At 71.2% G+C, this 19,422-nt stretch carries 18 protein-coding genes; 10 read left to right on the top strand and 8 right to left on the bottom strand.

Annotated elements, in window-relative coordinates; genetic code table 11:
- Window positions 1-53: 53 nt before the first annotated feature.
- The 4 genes from BLR91_RS11175 to BLR91_RS11160 are packed head-to-tail and all read right to left on the bottom strand — an operon-like array spanning window position 54 to window position 4,321.
- Complete coding sequence (locus BLR91_RS11175) at window positions 54-971, bottom strand: alpha/beta fold hydrolase (protein ID WP_089875293.1); 918 nt, start codon at window positions 969-971, stop codon at window positions 54-56.
- A gap of 31 nt (window positions 972-1,002) precedes the next feature.
- Window positions 1,003-1,878: a fumarylacetoacetate hydrolase family protein gene (locus BLR91_RS11170; protein WP_089875294.1), complete on the bottom strand. Its 876-nt coding sequence runs from the start codon at window positions 1,876-1,878 to the stop codon at window positions 1,003-1,005.
- Window positions 1,879-1,895: 17 nt separating this feature from the next.
- A complete protein-coding gene (locus BLR91_RS11165; protein WP_018190438.1) occupies window positions 1,896-2,660 on the bottom strand; it encodes a glycosyltransferase in 765 nt (254 codons plus the stop codon).
- 56 nt (window positions 2,661-2,716) lie between these two features.
- The gene (locus BLR91_RS11160) at window positions 2,717-4,321 is read right to left on the bottom strand and encodes an AlkA N-terminal domain-containing protein (protein ID WP_089881424.1); all 1,605 of its coding nucleotides are present in this window, start codon (window positions 4,319-4,321) and stop codon (window positions 2,717-2,719) included.
- A 65-nt stretch (window positions 4,322-4,386) separates the two neighbouring features.
- Between BLR91_RS11160 and BLR91_RS11155 the strand changes: the two genes are divergently transcribed.
- Entirely contained in the window at window positions 4,387-5,784 is a 1,398-nt protein-coding gene (locus BLR91_RS11155) for an FAD-binding oxidoreductase (RefSeq protein ID WP_089875295.1), read from the top strand.
- A 191-nt stretch (window positions 5,785-5,975) separates the two neighbouring features.
- On the top strand, window positions 5,976-6,350 hold the full coding sequence (locus BLR91_RS11150; RefSeq protein WP_018190441.1) for an FKBP-type peptidyl-prolyl cis-trans isomerase: 375 nt from the start codon (window positions 5,976-5,978) through the stop codon (window positions 6,348-6,350).
- Between the two features lie 352 nt (window positions 6,351-6,702).
- Here the strand turns inward: BLR91_RS11150 and BLR91_RS11145 are convergent, their stop codons facing one another.
- A complete protein-coding gene (locus BLR91_RS11145) occupies window positions 6,703-7,143 on the bottom strand; it encodes a carboxymuconolactone decarboxylase family protein (protein ID WP_089881427.1) in 441 nt (146 codons plus the stop codon).
- Window positions 7,144-7,184: 41 nt separating this feature from the next.
- Here BLR91_RS11145 and pdxR point away from each other — a divergent pair, with 41 nt between their 5' ends.
- The 5 genes from pdxR (at window position 7,185) to BLR91_RS11120 (ending at window position 12,917) form a co-directional block, all read left to right on the top strand.
- Complete coding sequence (gene pdxR, locus BLR91_RS11140; RefSeq protein ID WP_442911336.1) at window positions 7,185-8,711, top strand: MocR-like pyridoxine biosynthesis transcription factor PdxR; 1,527 nt, start codon at window positions 7,185-7,187, stop codon at window positions 8,709-8,711.
- Between the two features lie 7 nt (window positions 8,712-8,718).
- The gene (locus tag BLR91_RS11135) at window positions 8,719-9,315 is read left to right on the top strand and encodes an acyl-CoA-like ligand-binding transcription factor (protein ID WP_089875297.1); all 597 of its coding nucleotides are present in this window, start codon (window positions 8,719-8,721) and stop codon (window positions 9,313-9,315) included.
- 71 nt (window positions 9,316-9,386) lie between these two features.
- Window positions 9,387-10,154: a VOC family protein gene (locus tag BLR91_RS11130; RefSeq protein ID WP_089875298.1), complete on the top strand. Its 768-nt coding sequence runs from the start codon at window positions 9,387-9,389 to the stop codon at window positions 10,152-10,154.
- A gap of 133 nt (window positions 10,155-10,287) precedes the next feature.
- Window positions 10,288-10,557, top strand: coding sequence for a 30S ribosomal protein S15 (rpsO, locus tag BLR91_RS11125; RefSeq protein WP_089875299.1), 270 nt, complete (start codon window positions 10,288-10,290; stop codon window positions 10,555-10,557).
- Window positions 10,558-10,913: 356 nt separating this feature from the next.
- Window positions 10,914-12,917: a family 43 glycosylhydrolase gene (locus tag BLR91_RS11120; protein ID WP_089875300.1), complete on the top strand. Its 2,004-nt coding sequence runs from the start codon at window positions 10,914-10,916 to the stop codon at window positions 12,915-12,917.
- 283 nt (window positions 12,918-13,200) lie between these two features.
- On the opposite strand, the gene BLR91_RS11115 is transcribed toward BLR91_RS11120, so the two are convergent.
- Window positions 13,201-14,421 carry a low temperature requirement protein A gene (locus tag BLR91_RS11115; protein ID WP_231918891.1) on the bottom strand — a complete coding sequence of 407 codons (1,221 nt, stop codon included), beginning with the start codon at window positions 14,419-14,421 and terminating at the stop codon, window positions 13,201-13,203.
- An 18-nt stretch (window positions 14,422-14,439) separates the two neighbouring features.
- Between BLR91_RS11115 and BLR91_RS11110 the strand changes: the two genes are divergently transcribed.
- Together BLR91_RS11110 and BLR91_RS11105 are read left to right on the top strand one after the other, a co-directional pair.
- Window positions 14,440-14,874, top strand: a complete 435-nt coding sequence (locus BLR91_RS11110; RefSeq protein WP_089875302.1) for a VanZ family protein — start codon at window positions 14,440-14,442, stop codon at window positions 14,872-14,874.
- On the top strand, window positions 14,871-15,629 hold the full coding sequence (locus BLR91_RS11105; protein WP_089875303.1) for a fructosamine kinase family protein: 759 nt from the start codon (window positions 14,871-14,873) through the stop codon (window positions 15,627-15,629). Before BLR91_RS11110 ends, BLR91_RS11105 begins: the two co-directional genes overlap by 4 nt.
- 12 nt (window positions 15,630-15,641) lie before the next feature.
- On the opposite strand, the gene BLR91_RS11100 is transcribed toward BLR91_RS11105, so the two are convergent.
- Complete coding sequence (locus tag BLR91_RS11100; protein ID WP_089875304.1) at window positions 15,642-16,121, bottom strand: hypothetical protein; 480 nt, start codon at window positions 16,119-16,121, stop codon at window positions 15,642-15,644.
- A 344-nt stretch (window positions 16,122-16,465) separates the two neighbouring features.
- On the opposite strand from BLR91_RS11100, the gene BLR91_RS11095 reads away from it, so the two are divergent.
- The gene (locus BLR91_RS11095) at window positions 16,466-18,754 is read left to right on the top strand and encodes a polyribonucleotide nucleotidyltransferase (protein ID WP_089875305.1); all 2,289 of its coding nucleotides are present in this window, start codon (window positions 16,466-16,468) and stop codon (window positions 18,752-18,754) included.
- A 144-nt stretch (window positions 18,755-18,898) separates the two neighbouring features.
- On the opposite strand, the gene BLR91_RS11090 is transcribed toward BLR91_RS11095, so the two are convergent.
- Entirely contained in the window at window positions 18,899-19,363 is a 465-nt protein-coding gene (locus BLR91_RS11090) for an Lrp/AsnC family transcriptional regulator (protein WP_089875306.1), read from the bottom strand.
- Between the last annotated feature and the right edge of the window lie 59 nt (window positions 19,364-19,422).

The following is a 19,422-nucleotide window of genomic DNA, read 5'->3' as shown; positions in this document are numbered from 1 at the left end:
TACCCCCAAATGTGGGGTCTAGGCTTTTCGGCCACGCGGCGCGGCGGGATCGCTCAGCGCTCGCGCGCCTCGGCCTCGCGGAAGAGGGCGATCATGTCGCGACCCAGCTGGTGCGGGGCGGTCTCGCAGGGGCTGTGCCCGGTGCGGTAGACGGCGAGGTGGGCGCCGAGGGCCTTCGCGTTCGCGGCGTGCAGGTGGGTCGGCCAGAGGTCGTGATCACCCGTGACGACGAGGAGCGGGATGCCGCTGGCGGCGACGCGCGCACGCACATCCGGTACCCGCTTCATCAGCCCGACGATGTCGTCGACGCTGGAGCGGCGGGTGAACGCGAACCGCGACCGCACGAACGCCAGCCGGCTGTCGGACACCTTGTTCTTGTTCGTCGTGATGCCCCAGATCATGAGGCTCGCGCCGATGTGGGGCGTCGCGAACCAGCTGAGCGCCCCGATGATCCGAACGCCGCGGAACGACTGCCCGGGCTCGGGCGGTGCGGTCAGGAGGGTGAGCGACCGGAAGAGCTCGGGATGCTCCACCAGCGCCAGTTGCGACAGGATCCCCGCGAACGAGTAGCCGAGAACGTGCGCCGGACCGCCGTCGCGCAGGAACGCGACGACGTCGGCCACGAGCAGGCCGTAGGTGTAGCGGCCGCCGGGCACAGGGCCGGCATCCGCCGATTCGTACTGCCCGGCCAGGTCGAAACTCTGCACGTAGTAGCCGGCCGCGACGAGGATCGGCGCCAGGAGGTAGAAGTCCTCCTTGGAGCCGGTCACCCCGGGGATCAGGACGACGCGGGGATCGGCGGGATCGCCCAGCGCGGCGACCGCCAGCTCGCCGCTGGGGGCGCGGAAGCGCGAGAACACCGTGCCGACGGGCGCGACCGACCAGTCGATATCGGGCAGCGCGGCATCGAGGCGCGCAGCCTCGTCGTCCCCGCCCGTGACCGGACGCCTCTCTCCGATGGACACAGCCAATACGCTAACGCACCACGGCGCGCCCGGTGGGTCAGGTGACGCGGCAGTACGTGGTGAGGTAGCCGATCCCGCCGATGGAGACCGTGACGGTGGACCGGTCGCGGAGGAAGACGGGAGGGGTGCGCGAGTACCCCGCGCCGCCCGGGCTCCCGGTGGAGATCAGGGTTCCCGGTGGGATGGTGGCGGAGCGGGAGAGGAACTCGATCAGCTCCGGGACACTGCGGACCATGTCGGCCGTCGACGCATCCTGCAGGATCGCACCGTCGACGTTGGTGGTCAGCCAGAGGTCCTGCGGGTCGGGGATCTCGTCCGCCGTGACGACCACGGGACCGGTGGGGGTGAAGCCGTCGAACGACTTGCACCGCGACCACTGCGCCTCCGAGAACTGCAGGTCGCGGGCGGTGATGTCGTTGACCACGGTGTAGCCCCAGACGTAGTCGAGGGCGTCCTGCACGGAGACGTTCCGCGCCGGACGGCCGATCACCACCCCCAGTTCGGCTTCATAGTCGACCTGGGTGGAGAGGTCGGCCGGCCAGGTCGTCGTACCGCCGTGCCCGGCCAGGGAGTTCGGCCAGAGGTTGAAGACGGTCGCCGCCTTCTCGCTCCGCAGCTTCAGCTCGGAGGCGTGCGCGGCGTAGTTCGCCCCGATCGCGATGACGTGCGGCGGGCGGAGCACAGCGGAGGCGTGGCGCAGCTCGTGCACCGCTGGCAGCTCGCGACCGGCGGCTTCGGCCTCGGCGACCACCGCGCGCACCTCGGCGAGTCCGTCCTCGCCCCGTTCGATGAGCTCCTGCAGGTCCCGCGGCGGCCGGGCCATCACTTCGTCGAGGAAGAGGGCTCCGTCTCCGATGACGGCTGCCAGGCGGGGCCCGGGATCTGCGGCGTTGCTGAGGTGCGAGAATCTCACCGATCCAGGCTATCGGTTCATGCGACCGCGCCCGGCGCGTCGCGCTCCCTGTCGTGCGCCAGTCGGCGGCGGGCGATGCGACGCCGCCAGGGCGACTGGTCCGGAAGGTGCATGCTGAGCGTCGTGTACGCCCAGCGCAGCCGCCGCCCGAAGCCGCGCCAGGTGGAGAACGGGCGCGCCGAGATCCCGACGGTGAGCCGCTCGTCGTACCGGACGACGGTGTCGAGGCTCAGGTGGAAGGCGAGGTCCAGGTCGTCGTGGATGTCGCCACGGTCGCGGTGGACGCGGTCGCGCACATCCAGCCACACCTCGCGGCGCATGGCGAAGTTGGAGCCGAAGATGGGCGGGTTCCCCAGCCAGATCCCCATCGACCAGAAGTAGCCGCCGATGTAGAGCACCTGCCCGAGACCGGCGACGACCGTGTTGCCGTCGTAGAACACGCCGCGGCCGGTGAGCACGCCGACCTCCGGGGCGTCGACGAGTTCAGCCTCGATGTGGAGCAGCCAATCGGCCGGCGGGCGCGAGTCGGCATCCAGCCGCGCGATGATGTCGCCGGTCGCGGCGTCGTAGCCGGTGGATGCGGCGGGCCAGATCCCGCGCTGCGGCTGCTCGACGACGCGGGCGCCCGCGGCGCGCGCGACATCGGCGGTGCCGTCGCTGCTGCCGTTGTCCACCACGATGATCTCGTCCGCGGGTCGGAGCTGCGCGGCGAGGTCGTCCAGGCAGCGGGCGAGCATCTCGGCGTCATCGAGGGCCGGGATGACGACGGACAGGGAGGGCACGTTCCGATCCTAGGCCTGCATCGCGGAGCCAGGCCTGCACGGCGGGGCTTCGCGCGCTATGCCCGCCACAGGTGGAGCCCGGCGTAGCTGCGCCACGGCGCCCAGCGCGCGCCGTACTCCGCTAGCCCGCGCGCATCCCCGGGGAGGCCGAGCCGCGCGGCACCCTGCCGGAGCGCCAGATCGCCGGTGAGCAGGATGTCCGGGCTGCCCAGCACCCGCAGGGCGACGTAGCCGGCTGTCCACGGCCCGATGCCCGGCAGTTCCATCAGTCGGCGTTCGAGGTCGTCGCGCGACTCGCCGACGTCGATGCTGAGGCGACCGTCGGCCAGCGCCGCGGCGGCACCGACGATCGCGTCGATCCGGCGGGACGGCCCGCGGAGCACCTCCCGCCCGCGCTCGGCGATCGCGGCGGCGGTGGGGAAGAGTCGGGTGAGGGTGCCGCCTCCGGGCACCGGGAGGTCGATGGGCTCGCCGAGCGCGTCGGTGAGGCGGGTCAGCGCGGTGCGGGCTGCGGCGACCGACACCTGCTGTCCGATGAGGGCGCGGAAGACGATCTCCTCCGCATCCACCGCCCCGGGCACGCGGAGCCCGGGGGCGGCCGCGACGCTGGGCGCGAGTGCGGGGTCGGCGGCCAGCGCGGCGCCGATGGCCTCGGCGTCCGCGTCGAGGTCGAGCAGCCGGCGCACGCGCGCGACGAGAGGAGCCAGGTCGGCGACGTCGGCGAGGGACGCGTCGCACTGGACCGCGGGGGATTCGGACGTGCCGGTGAGGGTCAGTCGCACCATCGCCGGGCCGTGGGGGAGCCGGAGAGCCCGGGCGTACCCGACGCCGCCCTGGCTCGCGTCCGCGCCGGCGACCTCCATCCCGTCGATCGCGCGGGCCGCGAGGAAGCCGAGCACCGACGCGCCATCGAACGGTGCGCGGGCGGGAAGCCGCAGGCTCAGTGTCACCGTGCCGGGCTCGCGGTGCGCGGCGGCGGGGGAGCGGCGAGCCGCGGTCCGGATGGCGCCGGGCGTCAGCCGGTAGACCTCGGCCATGGTCTCGTTGAACTGACGGACGCTGCTGAAGCCGGCGGCGAAGGCCACATCGGTGATCGGCAGGTCGCTGCCGGTCAGGAGCAGGCGCGCAGTCTGCGCACGGTGGGCGCGGGCGAGCGCGAGCGGGCCGGCACCGAGCTCGGCGGTGAGCACGCGGTTCAGGTGCCGCGGGGTGTAGCCGAGCCGGCGCGCGAGGCCAGGGACACCCTCCCGTTCCACCGTGCCGTCGGCGATGAGGCGCATGGCGCGGGCGGCGAGGTCGTCGCGGACGTTCCATTCCGGTGAACCGGGCACGGCGTCCGGGAGGCAGCGCTTGCAGGCGCGGAGACCCGCCTCGTGCGCGGCCGCCGCCGTCAGATAGAAGGTGACGTTGCCGGGCTTCGGCGTCACCGCCGGGCAGCTCGGGCGGCAGTAGATGCCGGTGGTGTGCACGCCGGTGATGAATTGCCCGTCGAAACGCGCATCCTTGGCGCTCATCGCCCGGTAGCGCTCGGCGAACACCGGGTCGGCGAGCGGGCCGTCGGAGCCGGTGACGGCAGCGCCCGTCGCCGGGCCGGTCGTCGCGACGGACGGGGGATGCTGCAGCGTGCTCATGTCCACCAGCGTGACACCCGCCGCCGACATCCGATAGCGGAAATCGGACATGACCGCGCGGCCGACCGGCCGCCCCGATCGCTAGCCTGGGAGGCATGGACGTACTCGACTGGCTCGCGGCCGCGCTCGGCGAGGAGGCCGCCGACGCCGGCGTGCTGACGACCGACCCCGCACTCCTGGACGCCGCCCGCACCGACCGCTCGGGATGGGTGGCCGAGGGCCGCCCGCTCGCGATCGTGACCGCGCGATCGGTGGCGCACGTGCAGGCGACGCTGCGGGCGGCGAGCGAGTTCCGCGTCCCGGTCGTGCCGCGGGGTGCGGGCACCGGCCTGGCGGGCGGCGCGAACGGCACCGACGGATCCATCGTTCTCGACGTCTCCGCGATGAACCGCATCGTCGAGATCTCGGCCGACGACCAGCTCGCCGTCATCGAGCCCGGCGTCGTCAACAGCGACCTCAACGCGGCGCTGGAGCCGTACGGCCTGTTCTTCGCGCCCGACCCGGCGAGCAAGGCGATCTCCACCGTCGGAGGGAACATCGCGACCAACGCCGGCGGGCTGCTGTGCGCGAAGTACGGCGTTACGCGCGAGGCCGTCCTGGGGCTGGAGGTGGTGCTCGCGGATGGACGCCTCCTGCGCACCGGGCACCGCACCGTGAAGGGCGTCACCGGCTACGACCTGACCGCCCTGTTCGTGGGCTCGGAAGGGACGCTGGGCGTCATCGTGGGCGCCACCGTCCGTGTTCAGCCGATCCCGCCCGGGGAACCGGTCACCCTCGGCGCGCTCTTCCCGGATGTGACCGCGGCGGCGCAGGCCTCCGCCCGCATCACGGCGGCTCGACTGCGCCCGGCCGTGATGGAGCTGCTCGACGCGCCGGCGCTCGAACGCATCTCCGCCTACCTCGGCCCGGAGACCATCGAGGACGCATTCGGTGCGACCGGCGGAGCGGCCTACCTGCTCGTCCAGTTCGACGGCGCGACGGGGGCGGAGGACGCGGCCGCCGCCGGTGGGCTGCTGACCGAGACCGGCGGGACCGTCCGGGTCGCCGCGGATGCGGACGAGGGGGAGCGCCTGCTCGCGCTGCGCCGCGCGTTCCACCCGGCGCTGGCCTCCTCCGGTGAGGTGCTCATCGAGGACGTCGCGGTCCCGCGCTCGCGCATGCCGGAGATGTTCGCCGCGATCGAGCGGATCTCCGAGCGGTACGGCATCCCCATCCCGACCGTCGCCCACGCCGGCGACGGCAACCTGCACCCCAACTTCGTCTACACCGGCGACACGGTGCCCGACGCCGTGTGGGATGCGGCGAACGACCTGTTCCGGACCGCCATCGCCCTCGGCGGCACCCTCACCGGCGAGCACGGCGTCGGCGTGCTCAAGCGGCGCTGGCTCGCGGACGAGGTCGGACCGGACTCCTACGAGTTGCAGGTGAAGCTGAAGTCCGTGTTCGACCCCCTCGGCATCCTGAACCCGGGCAAGGTCTTCGGCGGCGCCTGACACATGGAGACCCGCACGAGGCCTTAACAGACTCGACCCCCGGTGGTGCGGCGATGCCTGCAGCGCTCCCGGGGGATCGAGTTATGCGTCAAGGATGCCCCCGGCGCGCGGCGAGCGCAACCCCCGATCGCGGCTGCGCGGTGAGCGAACGCGCTTTGACGCCGCACCCCGGCACCGGTTGGATGGGAGGCATGGCAGAGAACACCAACCAGAAGCCGGAAGTCGACGCCCCCGAGGGACCGGCTCCCGAGACCCTCGAGATCGTCGACATCGTCGAGGGCACCGGCCCCGAGGCCACCCCCGGCGCGAAGGTCGACGTGCACTACCTCGGCGTCGAGTACGAGACCGGCGAGGAGTTCGACTCCTCCTGGAGCCGCGGTCAGTCGATCAACTTCCCGCTGAACAACCTCATCAAGGGCTGGCAGGAGGGCATCCCCGGCATGAAGGTCGGCGGTCGCCGCAAGCTCACCGTCCCGCCGGCGCTCGCCTACGGCCCGGCCGGCGGCGGTCACCCGCTGTCGGGCAAGACCCTGATCTTCGTGATCGACCTGCTCGGCGTCAGCTGAACGGATCACCCGACGAACGAAGCGCTCCCTCGGCACGGCCGGGGGAGCGCTTCGTCGTTCGGGGCGTCCCGCGCCGTGCGCGTCGGAAACGGAGGCGATCCCGGCCGAAGCCGACACCATCCCCTCCGTTCCCGGCGTTCGGGGGCGATCACCCGCCGGATCTCCTCCGAAAGCTGCAGTCGCCGCTCGACCGCGGGTCGGATCGGAAACGGAGGAGATCCGCCGCCGACACGCCGCAGGATGCCGCGAACGGAGGCGGGTCGCCGGGCTGAGGGGCGGAATGTCCTCCATTTCCGGCGAGCGGACGCGGGTGGGACGGCACCGGGTAGGACCGCACCCGGAGGACGGCGGCCTACAGCGCGGGCGGCTGCATCCGGGTCGGGATGGCGATGCGGTTCCAGATGTTGATGGTCGCGATGGCCAGCAGCACGTTCGCCAGGCCTTCCTCGCCGAACTCGTTGAGCGCCCGCTGGTACAGCTCGTCCGGCACGCCGTCCTCGTGGATGAGCGTCACGGCCTCGGTCAGCTCCAGCGCGACGCGCTCGCGGTTCGTGAACCACGGCGACTCGCGCCAGGCGGAGACGGCGAAGACCTTGCGGAGCGGCACGCCGCGTCCCTGCAGGTCGACCGAGTGCATGTCGACGCAGTAGGTGCAGCCGTTGATCTGCGAGGCGCGCAGTTTGATGAGGTCGCCGAGCGGCTCCTCGACCTTGCCGCCGACATAGCCGTCGAGGTTGATGACCTTCCGGTAGCCCTCGGGCACGATGGTGGGGAGTTGGATGCGTTCTGTCATGTCCTCCACGCTAAGAATGCGATTGGCTGCGGGTAAGATCCATTTCGATCGATTCCGATCAGGCCATTCGTCGAGGCTCGGAGGGCATCCTGGACCTGCATGTCGCCATCGGCGATCGAGGCGACCGCGCCGACCGCATCTACCGCCAGCTGCGCGACGCCGTGGTGGATGGGCGGCTGCGCCGGGGTGAGCGGCTGCCGGCGACGCGCGAGCTCGCCGAGCGGCTGCAGGTCTCGCGCTCGACCGTCTCGACGGCGTACGAGCGGCTGACGGCGGAGGGCTATCTCGCCGCGCGGGTCGGCGCGGGCACATTCGTCGCCTACACCGGCGCGCCACCGAGGGGACGGGGAGGCACAGAACGGCGTCCCGCCGCCGTGGACACCCGACGCGGCGCCGCGCATCCGAACGCGACCTGGGCAGATCTCGACGACCCGCTGTGGACCGAGCCGCGCCCGATCGCCTACGACTTCAGCGTCGGCGCGCCCGATCCCGTTCTCTTCCCTCTGGAGACCTGGCGACACTACGTCACGGCAGAGCTCCGCGGCGGCTTCGCCCGCTCGACCCTGTACGCCGACCCGGCCGGAGTCGACCGGCTGCGCGAGGGGATCGCGCGACACCTCGGCCTCGCGCGCTCGGTGGACGCCGCCCCCGACGACGTGCTGGTGACCAACGGCGCCCAGCAGGCGTTCGACCTGCTCGCCCGCGTGCTGCTGACCCCGGGCGACACCGTCCTCGTCGAGGACCCCGGCTACCCGCCCGTCCGGCAGCTGTTCGAGACGACCGGCGCCCGGGTGCTTCCGGTCCCGGTGGACGAGTTCGGCCTCCGCGTCGACCTTCTGCCCCCGGCGCGGCTGCTGTACGTGACGCCGTCGCATCAATTCCCGCTCGGCGGGGTGCTTCCGCTCGAACGGCGGGTCGCCCTGCTGGAGTGGGCCGCGCGCAACGACGCGGTCGTCATCGAGGACGACTACGACAGCGAGTACCGGTTCGGCGCGCGGCCGCTCGACCCGCTCCAGCGACTGGATGCCGACGGCCGGGTCGTCTACGTCGGCACGTTCTCGAAGACGATGGCCCCGTCACTCCGGCTGGGGTTCGTGGTCGCGCCGCCGAGCCTCCTGCCCGCTCTGCGGCACGCCAAGCGGCTGAGCGACTGGCACAACGACGTCGTCACGCAGCGGGCCATGGCGCGCTTCATCGACTCCGGCGGTTTCGCGCGGCACGTGCGGTCGGCGACCCGCGTCTACGAGCAGCGGCACGACGCGCTCGTCCGCGCGGCGGGGGAGCTGCTGCCGGACTTCCGGTTGGTGCCGTCGGTCGCCGGGCTGCACCTCGCGCTGCTCGCCGACGGGGCCGACGGCGACATCGATGGACGCCGGGTCGCCGAGCGGGCCGCGGTGGCCGGCGTGGCCGTGCAGCCGGTCTCCCGGTTCCGGCTCGGCGATGGACCGGACGGCCTCCTGCTCGGCTTCGGCGGCATCCCGGTGGAGCAGATCCCGGACGGCCTACGTACGCTCGCGCAGGCCGTCGAGCGCGTGCGGGCGTCGGCGCCGAGCGAAGCAATGCCATGATCGGAGGATGACCTCGCCGGATGCGCCAGCGCCCCGCCGTCGCGGACGGCCGGCCGACGTCGACCCTGAGCGGGTGGCGCTGCTCGCCCTGCGGCACTTCGACGAGCACGGGTACGAGCAGACGACGATGGACGACATCGCCCGGTTGGCCGGGATCGGGCGGCGGACGCTGTTCCGCTACTTCCCGAGCAAGCCGGCGCTGGTGTGGGGCGGCATCGAGCCCGTGGTCGGGCGCATGCACGACGTGCTCGACGCCGCCGGGGACGACGAGCCCCTGCGGGATGTGCTGGCTCGCGCGGTGACCGAGTCCCTGACACTGAGCCCCGAAGCGGAGGAGGCCACCCGCCGGCGGATGGCGCTCATGGGGACGCATCCCGCCCTGGTCGGGTTCGGCCTGACGGCGATGGCGGCGAACCGTGGCATCCTCGTCGACTTCCTGGCCCGCCGGCTCGGGGCTGATCCGGAGGGACTGCGCGTCCAGGTGCTCGCCGACGCCATCGGGTCGGCCGACTTCTCGGCGCTCGTCTGGTGGGCGCGCCACGACGACGGACCGCCCGGCCCGGTCGTGGTAGCGGCCATGGACCAGGTGCTGCGGGGCGTCTGACCGCATCCGGCTGTTCGCGTCGGTCCGGTCTGACTCTCGCCGTGCTGCTCGGCGGCGAGTAGCGTGAGCGCATGCCGATCGAAGACGCATTCCCGCAGGGCACGCCGGTCTGGGTCGACCTCCAGAGCCCGGACCAGCCCGCCGCCGCCACGTACTACCGGTCGCTGTTCGGATGGGAGGTATCGGCGCCGTCGGCCGACTCCAACGGTTTCGCGCTGGCCAGCGCACGCGGCGTCCCCGTCGCCGCGCTCGGACCGCTGCCGTCGGACGACGTCCCGACGAGCTGGACGGTCTACTTCTCCGTCGACGACCTGACCGCTGCGGCGCAGGCCGTGACAGGCGCGGGAGGAACGGTGCTGCTGGAGCCTGGGGAACCGGTCGCCGGCATCCGGCTCGCCATCGTCGCCGATCCGGCCGGCGCCGTCTTCGGACTGTGGCAGCGGAAGGACCAGGGCGATCCGTGGCTGCGCGACGAGCCCGGCGCGGTGGACTGGCTGGAGCTGGTGGCCGCCGACCCCGCATCGACCTTCCCGTTCTACGAGTCGGTCCTCGGCGTCGGCATCAGCGAGATGCGCGTGGGGGAGGAACCCTACGGGCTGTTCGACGTCGGCGAGACGAGCGTGGCGGGCGCGTACCGGGCCGACGGCGCCGAGCCCGCCCACTGGCTGGTGTACTTCAATGTGGCCGACCTGGATGCGGCGATCGTGCGCGCGACGGAGCTCGGCGGGACGCTGCGCACCGAGCCGCTCTCCGCTCCCGGTGTCGGCCGGTGGGCCGAGATCGTCGACCCCCAGGGCGCCGGATTCGCGCTCCTCGAGCCGGAGCCGGAGCCGTCCTGAGCGGTGGCCGCGGGGCGGGAGCGCCCCGGATGCTCTGGTAGACTCTTCCAGTTGCCGTCTAACGGCCGCGGATCAAGAGAGCCCAGGCATCAGGCCCCGGGCACCGCGCAACGAGCAGAAAGGGGATCCCTCTATGGCGCTGGATGCAGACACCAAGAAGGCGATCATCGAAGAGTACGCAACCCACCCCGGTGACACCGGATCCCCTGAGGTCCAGGTCGCGATCCTGACCAAGCGGATCAAGGATCTCACCGAGCACCTCAAGGAGCACAAGCACGACCACCACTCGCGTCGTGGCCTGCTTCTGCTGGTCGGTCAGCGTCGCCGCCTCCTCGGCTACCTCTCGGAGATCGACATCAACCGTTACCGCTCGCTGATCGAGCGCCTCGGTCTGCGTCGATAACCGCAGCCGGAAGCCGGCGTCTTCGATAGACACCGCGAACTTCTTACGGACGGGCCGTCACCTTCGGGTGGCGGCCCGTTCTGTGTTGCCCGCACGCATCACGATTTGCGCCAAATCTCGGTTATGGCGCGTCCGTAACCACGATTTGCGCCAAATCTCGGTTATGGCGCGTCCGTAACCACGATTTGCGCCAAATCTCCCCATGCCTGCTGTGGTGCTTTCATGCTCTTGGCGGATCGTTTACAGCGCTGTAGCGTTGGGCGCACGTTCCGTCTCAAAGGAGAGTTGTGATCCCGCGCCGACTGTCTCTGTCCATCCTCTCCACGCTTACAGCGCTGGCCTTTTCAGTGGGAGCGATGGCGGCAGCTCCCACGCATCCCGCCGCCGCTGCGACCGCGACGTACAGCAATCCGCTGCCCCTCGACCTGGGCGGCGGGAAGGTCGCCGAGCAGTGCGCCGACCCGGACGTCATCCGGTCGGAGGACCCGGCCGATCCGGCGTGGTACCTGTACTGCACGCGCGACGTCATCGACTCGTCGCTGCGCAATCCCGACGGCTCGCTCGTCTTCTCGAGCATCCCCACCTACCGCTCCGCCGACCTCGTGCACTGGTCGTTCGTCGGCGAGGCGCTGCCCACCAAGCCCGCCTGGATCGGCGACGGCGACATGTGGGCGCCCGACGTCGCGTACGTCGGCGGCCGGTACCTCCTGTATTACACGGCGACGAACACCGTGGCGCCCGGCGGCGGCTCGGCGATCGGTGTCGCCACCAGCGCCAGCCCCGCCGGACCCTGGGTCGACTCGGGCGGACCGGTGGTGGAGCCGATGCCGTCACCCGGGAGCGCCGACCCGGCCGACCGACGCTGGGTGTTCGACCCGGAGCTGGTGACCGCGGGCGGCGAGCACTACCTGTATTTCGGGAGCTACTACGGCGGCCTGTCCGTGCGGCGGCTCTCCGCCGACGGCCTGCATTCCGACCCGGCCAGCCAGGTGCAGGTCGCCATCCCGAACCGGTACGAGGGCACGCATGTGATCGAGCACGACGGCTGGTTCTACCTGCTCGGCTCGGCGACCAACTGCTGCTCGGGCCCCCTGACGGGATATGGCGTGTTCGCGGGACGCTCGACGTCGCCCACCGGTCCGTTCGAGGACCGGACCGGCGCACTGCTGCTCGACCCGCGCGTCGGCGGCACTCCGGTGCTGCACCAGAACGGCAACCGCTGGATCGGCACGGGCCACGTCACGAGCGCGGTCGATGCGACCGGCCAGCGCTGGATGCTGTACCACGCGGTCGACCGCACCGACCCGTACGTCGCGGGCGGTGGCACGTACACCAAGCGCCCGGTGCTGATGGATGCGCTCGACTGGCAGGACGGTTGGCCGGTGGTCCGGGGCGGGGCCGGCCCGTCGGACGCGCCGCAGCCCGCTCCTGTGGTGACGGCGGGTGATCCGGCGGCGTATGTGCCGACGTTCGTCGCGCCGCCCAGCCGCGGAACGCTGCTTCCCGCGTATTCGGACGAGTTCGACGGCGCGGAGATGGACCCCGCCTGGACGTGGGAGCGCGACCCGGGCGCGGCGACGCGATCCCTCTCTGGTGGCGCGTTGCACTGGGACACCCAGGCGGCCGATCTCGGCCCCGACCCGGGAGCCGCCGGCCTTCCCCTCCGGCCGCTGCCGAGCGGCGACTACGTCGTCGAGACGCGCGTGTCGAGCACCGTGCCGAGCGAGGGATGCTGCCAGAACTACGCGCAGGGCGGCCTGGTCATCCACCAGGACGACGCGAACTTCGTGAAGCTCTCGGTCACGTCGATCTGGGAGACCCGGCAGACCGAGTTCGGCAAGCGGGAGACGGCGGAAGGTCCGGGGAATCCCACGTACGGCAACGCCGTCGGCGGCCCGGTGGCGGAGGCGACCGTTCTGCGGCTGAGCAGGACGCACACCGCGACCGAGAACGTCTACACCGCATCCACCAGCGTGGACGACGGTGCGACGTGGGGCGAGGCGGGCGCCTGGACGACACCGCTGCAGGCGACGCCTCCCCGGCTCGGGCTGGTGTCGATGGCGGCGGGAGGGTTCACGACGACGTTCGACTATGTGCGGGTGTACGGGGTGGATCCGGCCGTGGCTGCGCCGGGTGGCGGCGCAGATGCGACGGTCGGGGCTGGCTCAGCGACGTCGGACCCGACGGCGGAGCTCGCCGCGAGCGGGTCGACGGGGGAGCCCTGGATCGCGGGACTCGCGGCGTTGCTCGTGGCCGCGGGCGTCACTGTGCGGTTCAGCGGTGCTCGGGGTCCGCTCCCGGCCGGACCTTCGCGTCGTCGCGCACGTCGATCCGGCGACGGCCCTCCGAGCCTTCGCTGACCTCGATCCGCGGGTCGGCGTCGCTCTCGTCGGCGGCGGGGGCGGTCGTCAGCTGGTCGGCGCGGTCGTCTCGGTGGCTCATGCACCGACTCTCCCGCGCCCACCTCGCTCCGGCAAGGGGTGCCCCTCTCGCAAGATTTGCGCCAAATCATCGTTATGGCGCTCCCATAACCGAGATTTGCGCCAAATCTCCGGCGGCGTCCCGCCCTCCTGCGACGGGATTCGTGCCGAATGTGCGTTATAGCGCCGCCATAACGCACATTCGGCACGAATCTTCGGGAGCTCAGTCGCGAGGTGACGGAGACGCGGGCGCAGAGGAAGGGACGGCACCGCGGCGCGCCGCGACGGCCCGGTCGAACAGGGTGACCGCGACGAGGGCGGCCGCGACCAGCGCGATCCCGATCGTCACGCCGACGAGCCCGATCACCGGCGACGCAAGCGGCAGAAGCAGCACGAGTGCGATCGCGACGATCGTCTTCAGTGGCCGGATGACCACCTCCGACACCAGCGGAGCGTGCAGCACGTAGAGCATCAGCAGGAACACCGCGACCGGAACGGCCATCGCGTACTCGACCGCCGTGTTGGATGCCTCCGAGTGCGCGGCGCCGGCCTGCACCGCGACCTCCAGCCCGGCCCCCAACGCCGCCAGCGACGCGAACACGAAGTAATGGCCGTACCCCCAATAGAACGACCGGTTCCGTCGCGACCGCAGTCCTTCGGCGGCCGGCTCCAGGAAGTACAGCCACCACAGGGCGAACAGGAGCACCAGCCCGGCCACCGCGATCCACACCAGGGCGGCGCTGAATCCGGATTGGGCGAGCGCGTTCTGCACGCCGATCGCCGAGGCCGACACTGACTCGCCGAGCACGATGATCGTGAACAGCCCGTACCGCTCAGCGATGTGATGCGGATGCCAGCTCGTCATCCCGGGCCGCTCGGCCCACAGCGGCACCGCCAGTTCGAGCAGTGCGCCGAGCACGAAGGTCGCGACGGCGATTTGCGTCGGCAGGAACCCCCACGCCACCCACAGCACCTGGACCGCCGAGACGCCGACCGCGTACCGGATCGCCGTCTTGCGCCCGTCCGGATACTCGATCGCCGCGCGCACCCACTGGCCCACGAGCGCGAACCGCATGATCAGGTAGCCGACGATGATCGCCGTGAAGTTCTCGTGGTCGAACGCCGCGGGGACGCCGGCCGCGAGCACCAGGACTCCGCCCATCTGCACGAGGGTCATGAGCCGGTAGGGCACGTCGTCGGTGTCGTAGGCCGAGGCGAACCAGGTGAAATTCATCCACGCCCACCAGATGGCAAAGAACACCATCAGGTAGAACGGCAGGTGCTCGAGGATTGTCCCGTTCTCACCAGCGTGCGCCAGCTGTCCGGCGACCTGCGCGATCGCGACGACGAAGGTCAGGTCGAAGAGCAGTTCGAGCGGGCTCGACACCCTGTGGCGCTCGTCGGTGGAGCGGCCGGTCATCCGGATGCGGAACGCACTGGTCATGTGCGCCAGCATAGGAGGATGCGCCGCCGTCCCGTGCTCTCCGCCGTCATCGTCGCCTACCTGGCGGTCGTCGCGTGGATCACGCTGAACCCGGCGCCCGGGAACCCCGCGGGCAACCCGCTCCTGCGGTCGCTGCTGCGGTTCGTGTCGGCGGTTCGCGGCCTCGGCTGGGTGGACTACGTGGTGGCCGAGTTCTCCGCCAACGTGCTCATGTTCGTGCCGATGGGGCTGCTGTTCACCCTGCTGCTCGGCCGCTGGCGCTGGTGGCTCGCGGGCGCCATCGGCATCGTCGCGACGCTGGTCATCGAGTTCGTGCAGCTGTTCCTGCCCGCGCGCTTCAGCGACCCGAGCGACCTGCTCGCGAACACGCTCGGGACGCTCGTGGGCGTCGGGATCGCGTTCCTCCTTCCCACAGTCCGTGACGGTCGTAGGTTGGCCGCGTGGAGACGATGACGAAGGAGCGGGCGGACGCCCCCGACGGGTTCTTCGAGGCGGAGGCCGCCGGGCTTCGCTGGCTCAGCGAACCGGAGGCGGACGGGGGAGCGCGCGTGGTCGGCGTCGCGTCCATGGGCCCGGGACGGATCGAGCTGGAGCGCATCCGCGAGACGCGCGCGACCGGGGAGGCCGCCCGGGCGTTCGGCGCCGCCCTCGCGCTGACGCACGCGGCCGGGGCCGCAGCGTTCGGCGCGCCGCCGGACGGCTGGGACGGCCCGCTGTTCATCGGCAAGCGCCCGCTCCCCATCGCGCACGAGACCAGCTGGGGCCGGTTCTACGCGCGCGACCGCGTGCGGCCGTACCTGGAGATCGCGGTGGATGCCGGGAGCGTCACCACGGATCAGCTGCCGGTGATTCGTGCGGCCGTCGAGCGCGTGGAGTCGGGGGAGTTCGACGACGACGAGCCGCCCGCGCGCATCCACGGCGACCTGTGGAACGGCAACCTGCTCTGGGACGCGCGCGGCGGCGTGCTGATCGACCCGGCCGCGCACGGCGGCCACCGCGAGACCGACCTCGCGATGCTTGCGCTCTTCGGCGCACCGCACCTCGACGATATCGCCGCCGGCTACGACGCCGCCCGGCCGCTGCGTGCCGGCTGGCGGGACCGCATCCCGCTGCACCAGCTGCACCCGCTCGCCGTGCACGCCGCCGGCTACGGGCCGTCCTACGGCCGGGCGCTCACCGACGCCGCGCGCGCGACGCTCGCGCTCTGAGCGGCACGCGGATCAGGAGGCGGGCGTCACCGTCAGGTCGACGGAGGCGAAGGGGAACGGGAAGAAATAGGTCGCGCTGCCGTTCCACGACTCCAGTGGGATCAGGCCGAACCACACGACGCCGATCAGCAGGCTGACCCCGGCGATCGCGGTGCCGACGAGCGCAGCGCGATCGAGGGTGCGGAGGGCGTCCGCCTCGGTGCGAGCACGCCGCAGCACGCGTCCGATCGCCACGAACACCACGAAGGCGAGTGCCGCGAACACGAACGGGCTCGGGTGGAGCTGGAGGCTGACGCAGCTCTCCGCCGCGGGTCCTGCGCCCGGGCAGAACGCGCGGGAGCCGTTCGACAGGAAGCCGTAGCCGACGGCGACGAGCGCGATCGCACTGATGAGCCGGCGCACCCGGATGAGGATCGCCGCGCCAGGAACGGCAGGCAGCAGCGCATCCCCCGAAAGAGTCGACGCGCCCGCCGACCGTGGTGTCTCGCCCATCGGAATCCCCCTCGTCCCGGCTCGCTGACGGCCTCCATCCATCCTGGCACGGGCTGCGACTGATAGGATGCTGGTGGTCGGCCGAGCGCCGTCCATCCAACTCAATACCGAGAAGGAACCCGGAGCAGGCTGGCAGGAGCTGGTCCTCGGTGGTGGTATCCGGATGCGGTGGCAGCGAGAGCGGCCCGCAACCGTGTATTTCTACTGATGGCCAGACGGGCTCAGCCCACGCGATCCGCATGGGATGCCGCGTACACACGACGTGTCGAACTGCCTGTTCCTGCTCCTTGAATGACAGTCGCGTCCACACGGGACAGCGACGTTAAACAAAGGAGACAGACCTCTTGGAAGGTCCTGAAATCAAATTCGCCGAAGCCGTTCTCGACAACGGCCGCTTCGGCACCCGTACCGTCCGGTTCGAGACCGGACGCCTCGCCCAGCAGGCGCAGGGCGCCGTCGCCGCGTACCTCGACGAGGAGACCATGCTTCTGAGCGCGACCAGCGCCAGCAAGCACCCGAAGGACAACTTCGACTTCTTCCCGCTGACCGTCGACGTCGAGGAGCGCTCGTACGCCGCAGGCAAGATCCCCGGCTCGTTCTTCCGGCGCGAGGGCCGCCCCTCCACCGAGGCGATCCTGGTGTGCCGCCTGATCGACCGCCCGCTGCGCCCGTCGTTCGTCGACGGCCTCCGCAACGAGGTGCAGATCGTCATCACCGTCCTGAGCATCGCTCCGGACGAGTTCTACGACGCGCTCGCCATCAACGCGGCCAGCGCCTCCACGCAGATCTCCGGTCTGCCGTTCTCCGGCCCGATCGCCGGTGTGCGCCTCGCGCTCATCCCCGGCAACGGCACCCACGAGGACCAGTGGATCGCCTTCCCGAAGGCCGAGCAGCTCAAGGAGGCCGTGTTCGACCTCATCGTCGCCGGCCGCGTCCTCACCAACGAGGACGGCTCCGAGGGCGACGTCGCGATCATGATGGTCGAGGCGGAGGCCACCGAGAACAGTTGGAACCTCATCCAGGGTGGAGCGGTCAAGCCGAACGAGGAGATCGTCGCGCAGGGCCTCGAGGCGGCCAAGCCGTTCATCCGCCAGCTCGTCGGCGCGCAGAACGTCATCGCCGAGCAGGCCGCGAAGGCCATCGCCGACTACCCGGTTTTCCTGCCCTACTCGCAGGAGACCTACGACAACGTCGCCGGCCTCGCCTACGACGAGCTGGTGAACGTGTACCAGATCGCCGACAAGATCGAGCGCCAGAACGCCGACGACGCCCTCAAGGAGCGCGTCAAGGTCGCCCTCACCGAGAAGGTGGAGGCGGGAGTCCTGCCCGCGGAGACGCTGTCGCAGTTCTCGGCCGCCTACAAGTCGGTGTCGAAGGTCGTCATGCGCGGCCGCGTGCTCCGCGAGGGCATCCGCATCGACGGTCGTGGCCTCACCGACATCCGTCCGCTCGACGCCGAGGTGCAGGTCATCCCGCGCGTCCACGGCTCGGCGATCTTCCAGCGCGGCGAGACCCAGATCCTGGGCGTCACCACGCTGAACATGCTCAAGATGGAGCAGCAGATCGACTCGCTCTCGCCGGTGACGCACAAGCGCTACCTGCACCACTACAACTTCCCGCCCTACTCGACCGGTGAGACCGGCCGCGTCGGGTCGCCGAAGCGTCGCGAGATCGGGCACGGCTTCCTCGCCGAGCGCGCCCTCGTGCCGGTGCTGCCGAGCCGCGAGGAGTTCCCGTACGCGATCCGTCAGGTGTCCGAGGCCCTCGGGTCCAACGGCTCCACCTCGATGGGCTCCGTCTGCGCCTCCACCCTGTCGCTCCTGAACGCCGGTGTGCCGCTGCGCGCCCCGGTCGCCGGCATCGCCATGGGCCTGATCTCCGACGTCGTCGACGGTGAGACCCGCTACGCGGCGCTCACCGACATCCTGGGCGCGGAGGACGCGCTCGGCGACATGGACTTCAAGGTCGCAGGAACCAGCGAGTTCGTCACCGCGATCCAGCTCGACACGAAGCTCGACGGCATCCCGTCGTCGGTGCTCGCCGGCGCGCTGAAGCAGGCGAAGGACGCCCGCACCACCATCCTGAGCGTGCTCAACGCCGCGATCGACCGTCCGGATGAGATGGCCCCGACCGCGCCGCGCGTGATCTCGGTCCAGATCCCGGTCGACAAGATCGGTGAGCTGATCGGCCCGAAGGGCAAGACGATCAACGGCATCCAGGACGAGACCGGCGCCGAGATCTCCATCGAGGAGGACGGCACCGTCTACATCGGCGCCACCGACGGCCCCTCGGCCGAGGCGGCCCGCGCCCAGGTCAACGCGATCGCGAACCCCACCAACCCGGAGGTCGGCGAGCAGTTCCTCGGAACCGTCGTCAAGATCGCCGCGTTCGGCGCGTTCGTCTCGCTGCTCCCGGGCAAGGACGGCCTGCTGCACATCTCGGAGGTCCGCAAGCTCGCCGGTGGCAAGCGCGTGGAGAACGTCGAGGACGTGCTCGGAGTCGGACAGAAGGTCCTGGTCGAGATCACCAAGATCGACGACCGCGGAAAGCTGTCGCTCGCCCCGGTGATCACGGAGGAGGCCGCAGAGGCCCCCGCCGAGACCGCCCCCGTGGAGGCTCCCGCCGAGGCGTGAGCTCTCGCACCTCACCGAAGGCCGCGTCGACTCTGTCGGCGCGGCCTTCGTGCGTCCGGCTCGGCAATCACGCCATCAGCTCCTGAGTTTTTCGGGTCGGCTGGCGGGTTTCGGGCCGAAAAACTCAGGAGCTGATGGCGTGGGTCAGGCGTCGCGGGTGAGGAGGGGGCGCAGGCGGAAGGGGATGAGCTCGCCCATGTCGAGGGATGTCTCTGCGCGGTCGACGCCGTCCGTCGACTGGATGATGCCGGTGATGCGGAAGAGGTCCTCCGCGTCGACGCACACGACGCGCAGCAGTAGGTCGGACGGGCCGGACAGCCCGTGCGCCTGCACGATCTCGGGGATGGCGGCGAGGCTCTCCACGACCGCCGCCAGCCGCTGCTGCCGCACGTGCACGTTGACGAAGGCGGCCAGCGGATACCCGGCGACGCGGGCGGAGATGCGCCGCTCGAATGACAGGAACGCGCCGCTGCGCTCCAGCTCGGCGACCCGCGCCTGGACCGTGTTGCGGCTGAGGCCGAGCCGATCGGCGAGGGACACGTTCGTCGATCGGGGGTCGTCTGCGAGGGCCAGAAGGATGCGACGGTCGGTGCTGTCGAAGCTGCGCATAGTGTGAAACCTAGCAGCAGCGCGTCCGGCCGGATAGTGCATCCTGCACGGTCGACACG

Origin of the sequence: Leifsonia sp. 466MF (genome assembly GCF_900100265.1) — a bacterium.
Lineage (GTDB): Bacteria > Actinomycetota > Actinomycetes > Actinomycetales > Microbacteriaceae > Leifsonia.
Note: the sequence above shows the minus strand (reverse complement) of the source record. Positions and strands in the feature narration are given on the sequence as shown.

What these genes read in the sequence shown, in the direction of transcription:
- BLR91_RS11160 (WP_089881424.1), bottom strand. Translation starts at nt 4,321, where the DNA reads ATGTCGGCGGCGGGTGTCACGCTGGTGGACATGAGCACGCTGCAGCAT.
- BLR91_RS11155 (WP_089875295.1), top strand. Translation starts at nt 4,387, where the DNA reads ATGGACGTACTCGACTGGCTCGCGGCCGCGCTCGGCGAGGAGGCCGCC.
- BLR91_RS11150 (WP_018190441.1), top strand. Translation starts at nt 5,976, where the DNA reads ATGGCAGAGAACACCAACCAGAAGCCGGAAGTCGACGCCCCCGAGGGA.
- BLR91_RS11145 (WP_089881427.1), bottom strand. Translation starts at nt 7,143, where the DNA reads ATGACAGAACGCATCCAACTCCCCACCATCGTGCCCGAGGGCTACCGG.
- BLR91_RS11135 (WP_089875297.1), top strand. Translation starts at nt 8,719, where the DNA reads ATGACCTCGCCGGATGCGCCAGCGCCCCGCCGTCGCGGACGGCCGGCC.
- BLR91_RS11130 (WP_089875298.1), top strand. Translation starts at nt 9,387, where the DNA reads ATGCCGATCGAAGACGCATTCCCGCAGGGCACGCCGGTCTGGGTCGAC.
- rpsO (WP_089875299.1), top strand. Translation starts at nt 10,288, where the DNA reads ATGGCGCTGGATGCAGACACCAAGAAGGCGATCATCGAAGAGTACGCA.
- BLR91_RS11120 (WP_089875300.1), top strand. Translation starts at nt 10,914, where the DNA reads ATGGCGGCAGCTCCCACGCATCCCGCCGCCGCTGCGACCGCGACGTAC.
- BLR91_RS11115 (WP_231918891.1), bottom strand. Translation starts at nt 14,421, where the DNA reads ATGACCAGTGCGTTCCGCATCCGGATGACCGGCCGCTCCACCGACGAG.
- BLR91_RS11110 (WP_089875302.1), top strand. Translation starts at nt 14,440, where the DNA reads ATGCGCCGCCGTCCCGTGCTCTCCGCCGTCATCGTCGCCTACCTGGCG.
- BLR91_RS11105 (WP_089875303.1), top strand. Translation starts at nt 14,871, where the DNA reads ATGACGAAGGAGCGGGCGGACGCCCCCGACGGGTTCTTCGAGGCGGAG.
- BLR91_RS11100 (WP_089875304.1), bottom strand. Translation starts at nt 16,121, where the DNA reads ATGGGCGAGACACCACGGTCGGCGGGCGCGTCGACTCTTTCGGGGGAT.
- BLR91_RS11090 (WP_089875306.1), bottom strand. Translation starts at nt 19,363, where the DNA reads ATGCGCAGCTTCGACAGCACCGACCGTCGCATCCTTCTGGCCCTCGCA.